The 5,795-nt window shown below is 61.3% G+C and carries 6 protein-coding genes and 1 pseudogene; 1 reads left to right on the top strand and 6 read right to left on the bottom strand.

Translation table 11 applies throughout. From position 1 onward, the window contains the following. The coding region (gene murJ / locus E8A46_RS21340; protein ID WP_291565539.1) for a murein biosynthesis integral membrane protein MurJ at positions 1 to 1,405 on the bottom strand (1,405 nt) is incomplete at its 3' end. 147 nt (positions 1,406 to 1,552) lie between these two features. On the opposite strand from murJ, the gene E8A46_RS21335 reads away from it, so the two are divergent. Then, positions 1,553 to 2,554: an adenosine kinase gene (locus E8A46_RS21335; RefSeq protein ID WP_291565537.1), complete on the top strand. Its 1,002-nt coding sequence runs from the start codon at positions 1,553 to 1,555 to the stop codon at positions 2,552 to 2,554. 130 nt (positions 2,555 to 2,684) lie between these two features. Here the strand turns inward: E8A46_RS21335 and E8A46_RS21330 are convergent, their stop codons facing one another. The 5 genes and pseudogenes from E8A46_RS21330 to E8A46_RS21315 all read right to left on the bottom strand — a co-directional run. Further along, complete coding sequence (locus E8A46_RS21330) at positions 2,685 to 3,860, bottom strand: hypothetical protein (RefSeq protein WP_291565535.1); 1,176 nt, start codon at positions 3,858 to 3,860, stop codon at positions 2,685 to 2,687. Continuing rightward, positions 3,857 to 4,318, bottom strand: coding sequence for a hypothetical protein (locus E8A46_RS21325; protein WP_291565532.1), 462 nt, complete (start codon positions 4,316 to 4,318; stop codon positions 3,857 to 3,859). The genes E8A46_RS21330 and E8A46_RS21325 overlap by 4 nt, the downstream gene beginning before the upstream one ends. Continuing rightward, on the bottom strand, positions 4,212 to 4,457 hold the full coding sequence (locus tag E8A46_RS30485) for a hypothetical protein (RefSeq protein WP_363252263.1): 246 nt from the start codon (positions 4,455 to 4,457) through the stop codon (positions 4,212 to 4,214). The genes E8A46_RS21325 and E8A46_RS30485 overlap by 107 nt, the downstream gene beginning before the upstream one ends. Further along, the gene (locus E8A46_RS21320; protein WP_291565530.1) at positions 4,426 to 4,803 is read right to left on the bottom strand and encodes a type I restriction-modification system subunit M N-terminal domain-containing protein; all 378 of its coding nucleotides are present in this window, start codon (positions 4,801 to 4,803) and stop codon (positions 4,426 to 4,428) included. Before E8A46_RS21320 ends, E8A46_RS30485 begins: the two co-directional genes overlap by 32 nt. An 833-nt stretch (positions 4,804 to 5,636) precedes the next feature. Next, a pseudogene (locus E8A46_RS21315) lies at positions 5,637 to 5,795 on the bottom strand (1,4-butanediol diacrylate esterase); the annotation flags it as partial.

The raw sequence follows: 5,795 nt of genomic DNA, 5'->3' as shown, positions 1-5,795 counted from the left end.
CACCCGGGCCGAGCACGAACGGCGCCGCCAGCCACAACAGCCCGCCCATCGCAAGTGCTGCCGCCACGATGCGCGGCAGTCGCCGCCGCGCCGCCGTATCGATCGAGAACCCGAACGTCACGGCACCACGGCGGATCAGCGCCAGCGCGCTGCTCCAGGCCCCCATCGCGATGCTGGCGGCGATGCCGCTGGCTCCGAACCATCGGCTCAACACCAGCGCCAGCACGACGGCGACCGCTACACCCGTCACGGTCGCCAGCAGCGGCGTGGTGGTGTCGTCGCGCGCGAAGAACGCCGGCGACAGCGCCTTGACCAGCACATGGGCGGGCAGGCCGAGCGCCAGCCACATCAGCGCCTGCGCGGTGGCGGCGGCATCAGTGGCGGTGAATGCGCCGTGTTCGAACAGCATCCGCACCACGGGCGCGCTGAGCGCGATCAATCCGAGCGTCGCCGGCAAGGCCAGGCCGACGGCGAGCTCGAGGCCGCGCGACTCGGCATGCATCATCGCCTTGCGGTCGCCGAGGCGCAGCGCGCGCGTCAGTTCGGGCACCAGCACGGTGCCCATGGCGACACCGACCAGGCCGAGCGGCAGTTCGATCAGGCGGTTGGCGAAATACAGCCACGACACCGCGGAGGGCGACGACGACGCCAGGATCGCGCCGCCGACGACCAGCCATTGCGGACCGGCGCTGGCGATCATGCCGGGAACCGCCTTGGCGAAAAAGCCGCGCATCTGGGAATCGAATCCGACGCGCAGCGGCGTGGCGATGCGGTTGCCGCCGGGGCGCAGGACCAGCATCAGCAGCTGCACCAGCCCGGCAATCCCGACCGTGGCCGCGATCACCAGCGCGGCATCGGCCGCGTCCTTTTCTAAGAAGACGAGCCCGATCATCACCGATATCAGCGCGATATTGAACAACAGCGGCGCGAACGCCGTCAGCGCGAAGCGGGCTTGCGCATTCAACAGCGCCATCATCACCGTGGCCGGTCCCGCGAAGGCGAGGTAAGGCAGCATCAGGCGGGCGTCGTCGACGGCGAGCCGCAGCGTGTCGTGTCCGGCAAAGCCCGGCGCCAGCGCGGCAATGACCAGGGGCATCAAAAGGCCGATCACGGCCGCAGCCAGAATCAGCGTTGCGCTGACGGTGCCGAGCACGCGGCCGGCAAACGCGGCCGCCGCGGCGGGGCCCTCCGTCTCGCGCACGCGCAGCCAGGCCGGCACCAGTGCTGCGTTCAGCGCGCCCTCCGTCAACAGCCGTCGCACGACATTGACGAGCTGAAACGCCACCAGAAACGCGTCCGCGACGCCGCCCGCGCCGAGCAGTGCGGCGATCATGGCGTCGCGCAAAAAGCCGAGCAGCCGCGAGGCCAGCGTGCCGGCGGAGACGGTGAGGAAGGAACGGATCATGAAGCAGTTCCATAGCACCGCCGCTTGCTGGCGCTGGGTTGATCGTGATAGGTCGCTGCATCAAATCGGGCGACTTGATCAGGCAAGTTGGACCGGATTTTCCGCGCCATCGCAATCGCCAACAGGACACGCAACAGGACTCTTTGGATGACTTCAGCGAAATACGACGTTCTCGGGATCGGCAATGCGCTTTTCGACGTGCTGGTGCAGACCGATGAGGCCTTTCTCGGCCGCCACGGCATGACCAAGGGCGGCATGGCGCTGATCGACGAGGCCCGCGCCTCGGCGATCTACCGCGACATGGGGCCCGCCACCGAGATGTCCGGCGGGTCGGCGGCCAACACCATTGTCGGCGTCGCCAATCTCGGCGCGCGCGCCGCCTATGTCGGCAAGGTCAGGAATGACCAGATCGGCCGGCTTTACACCCACGACATCCGCGCCGCGGGGGTGGCGTTCGAGACCAAACCGGCGGCGGACGGCCCGGCCACCGGCTGCTCCTACATCCTGGTGACCCCCGATGGCGAGCGCACCATGAACACCTATCTCGGCGCGGCGCAGGAGCTTGGCCCTGCCGATATCGACGCCGCCGAGGTCGCGGCTGCGGCGCTGCTTTATCTGGAGGGCTATCTCTGGGATCCGAAAAACGCCAAGGAGGCGTTCGTGAAGGCGTCGGCGATCGCGCATGATGCGGGCCGTCAGGTGGCGCTGACGCTGTCGGATTCCTTTTGCGTCGATCGCTACCGCGACGAATTTCTCGAGCTGATGCGAAACGGCACGGTCGATCTGGTGTTCGCCAACGAGGCCGAACTGCATTCGCTGTACCAGACCTCGGATTTCGAAGGCGCGCTGAAGCAGTTGCGCCTTGACGCCAGGCTCGCGGTGGTGACGCGCAGCGAGAAGGGCTGCGTGGTGGTGGCGAAGGACGGCGTCACCGCGGTGCCGGCGTTTCCGATTGAGAAAATCGTGGACACCACCGGCGCCGGCGACCTGTTCGCCGCCGGCTTCCTGTTCGGGCTGGCGCGCGGCGCCGGCCATGAGGCCGCCGGGCGCCTCGGCGCGCTCGCCGCGGCCGAAGTGATCCAGCACATCGGCGCGCGGCCGCAAGTGTCGCTGAAGGAACTGGCGCAGCAGAACGGGCTGCCGGTGTAGGAGCGTTATTCACCACGCCCGCTCTTGTCCGCCGAAGCCCGCCTTGGGGCGAAGGCGGATGCGGGGAGAGGTCGAAATTCGGGCGAAGCGCGAATTTCGGGTGAGGGGGAGTCGCAGCGCGACGGGGCCGCTACTCAGCATTCCTTTCAGCTTTGGCACCCGCTCGCAGCCGCTCGTAAATCTCGCGCATTAGATGCGACGATGCCACGTCCCGGAACGACGCATCTTGCATGATACGGTCAAAAATCTCCTCGTTTCCTTCCATCCGATCGATGAAAAGTCCTTCAAGCATGCGCTCAAACACGTGCTTAAAGTTATCCAAAGTGTTTGCGCGCGCCGCCGTCCTCGGGGTGTCACTCTCGACAGCCGCCTCAGTCACTTGATCGAAGAAAAGCTGATCGGCAGGCTTGAAATCCGTGCCGAAGCGCTCATTCAGTTTGTCGATGAGTTGGGAGAGAACTACCGACTTATCATCATAATTCCCCGTGCCAACTTCGGTCGGGCCTTTCAAAGGGTCCGCTTCGCCAAAGCCGAGCTCAATGCGGCCTTCGCTAATCTTTTGTAGCCGGTAGAAGCGCAACGACACTTCATCTTCCATCTCATAGCCAAGCCCACTCTCACGTCGCGGTAGCTTAAGAAGAAGAAATCTTGCGTAGGTGTACAATTTCTCGAGATCAGAGTCTTGATACGGAATAATTTGCGAAAGGAAGGAATACAGATTGCGGAAGCTGACGAGCTTTACTTTGAATTCTTCCTGATTGGCTTCATACAGCGACTTGTATCGCTCAACCGCCTGGTCGAGAATCGCATTGAGTTGCTTATGCTCACCCGGGGTCGAATCTTTCCGGTTGCGGAACCAGACCTCGGCAAATTGTTCGATATCCGAAGGGTGAACAACCGGACTTTCCTTAAGGTCGTTTTGTAGAGTGTAGAGCTGTTGCGGATCGGGAAGGTCGCCGATTTCAGTTGTCTCATAGTTCTTAAGACCTTTGGCGATGGCTCCCTTGGTGTTTTCAAAGCATGGCGTAATCTTTGCAACGACAACGTCATCGTCCTCGAATTTCGTGTAGCCTGTTCCGATTTCGTTGATGGGCAATTCTGTCGCTAGAGAGAGGCCGCCACCTTCGCCCACGGCTTCCATTGGGATAAAGGTAACCAGTGTATCCGATGGCAGGTCATAACGTAATTTGGACGGATTGACGCTACAGGCGAAGCGCAACCGTTTTGCCGTCCAATTGGAGGGCAGCTCCGCCACTCCCGTAGCGGACATTGCCGAATAGTGGGGATATGCCTTATGGGCGGTCATGCGACAGCCTTTAGCATTTTTACAATATCGTCCTCGACCGAGTTAATATCCGCTTGGATGGCATCGAGAGTCCGGGGTGGGGCATATGTGTAAAAGTGACGATTGATTGGAATTTCGTAACCAACCCGCGTCTTGGAATAATCAATCCAAGCGTCGGGCCAGTGAGGCATCACCTCCCGCTCAAAATAGCTGTCACAATGCTCCTTCACCAATTCCACTAATGCGTCGTTGCTAGGTTCCTTTCCATTAGCTCCTTTGTAACCGATAGGTAGGGGCAGGGGCACGGGAGGAAGAGACACACTCTCTGTGTTCCGAAGCTCGGGATCAGCCTCGGCATTGCCCTTACTGTCCCTACAAATATCGGCCGATGGATCGTGCTCTGATAGCGCCGCAAGGATTGCTTTGAAGACAGCCGCAGATGGATTTAAATTGGCGCTTTCGAATATCGCCAGGCACAATGTTATCGACAGGCTCGTCCTTGATCAGCATGTCCGAGCAGCAAATCGCGTAGGCTTCGTCGTTATAATCCTGCCCGAACAATGTTAGGTGAGCCTGGGGATTCTGCTCACGAATGTACTGTTCCGAGACTGACAGCATGCCGCCCGTGCCGCAGGCGGGATCGTATACGGGCAATGCCTTGCGGCTCACCGAGCAGCTTTCTAAACGTGTACTTGCTTGTATTGAAAAGCGCTTGCTTCCGATCCTTGCTTGCGACCTTTGCCAAGGCTTTTACAATAGCCTCCGGCGAGAGCTTTTTGGCTTTCAATGCATCTACTTGCTTGAGGACCTGGTCCTTCGTTGGCTCCAGGACGCAGTCAAGGCGGCGCAGGACAATCAGGGGCAGCATCACTTTTCGGTACTGCGGAGGGCGGTAGGGGCCGCGCAATTTGTTGGCGACGGACCAGATTTTGTCAGCAAGCCGTTGATGGCCTTCAGCGAGCATAGTGAGACACCTTAAACCAGAGGAATAGCGGCCTAGAATAGGTTTCCGTGCGGTAATTGACCAGCGCCATCGCGCCAGCAGCTAATACCCGGGCCTGGTCCTTCGCCGTCACGGTTGCGCTCGCGTCGCAGCCGGACTGGCGCAAGCGAAAACAACGGTCGTAACGATTACTCTCGTAAAAGTTCTGATTTTCCGAAATCCCCTTGACCCCTCCCCCGAATCACCGATAAAATCCTCCCCGTCCTGTCCCACAGAGGGGCGTTGGCCATCGTCATTGACGCGGGGCGGGATGCGGTGGACGCGGCAGCGTCAGGCGTGACACGTGATGGCAGGGCGGGTTCGTTAGGGATCCGTGAGCGATCAGACGGCGCGCTGACGAACGGTGCTGCCCGCGTACGGTGAAGTCGTGTGGTCCTGACGCCTCAGTGGTTGGCGTCAAGTCTTCGGAGGCCTGTCGGCCCGACCGGGCGCGGAAAAGGCCATATCCGAAGGCGACGGAGGCAAAAAAGCCCGATTCTCCGGGGAGAGCGCGAAGTAAGCCGTAAAGCCATTGCGCAGGGAATGTCGGATGTCCTCCGCTGAACCTGTCTGCTCGTGTGCGTTTCCTCCTCCCATTTGCACACGGGACCGCGGGTGCAGCGCGCATCCGACATTCCCCGCGCCCTCTGATTTCAAGGCGCGAAACATCCTAAGCAAACCTCGGGCGGATCGCGCCGCGAGAATGCGGACTCCTGTCCATCAACGTCATTGCGAGGAGCGAAGCGACGAAGCAATCCATTCTTTCTTTGTGTGGCACGATGGATTGCTTCGCTTCGCTCGCAGTGACGGCCCCCTTACGCCGCCTTCTGGTCCGCCGCATCGAGCCCGGCATAGATGCCGCGCTCGAAGCCGGCGAAGGCTTCCAGGCATTGGCCGTCCGCGAACGGCAGCACCTGCATCAGGATCACGCCGGTGACGTCGCGCGCCGGATCGATCCAGTAATAGGTGTTGGC

Source organism: Bradyrhizobium sp., from assembly GCF_004799445.1.
Classification (GTDB): Bacteria; Pseudomonadota; Alphaproteobacteria; order Rhizobiales; family Xanthobacteraceae; genus Bradyrhizobium.
The sequence above is the reverse complement of the archived record's forward strand: the minus strand, read 5'-3'. Positions and strand labels throughout refer to the sequence as shown.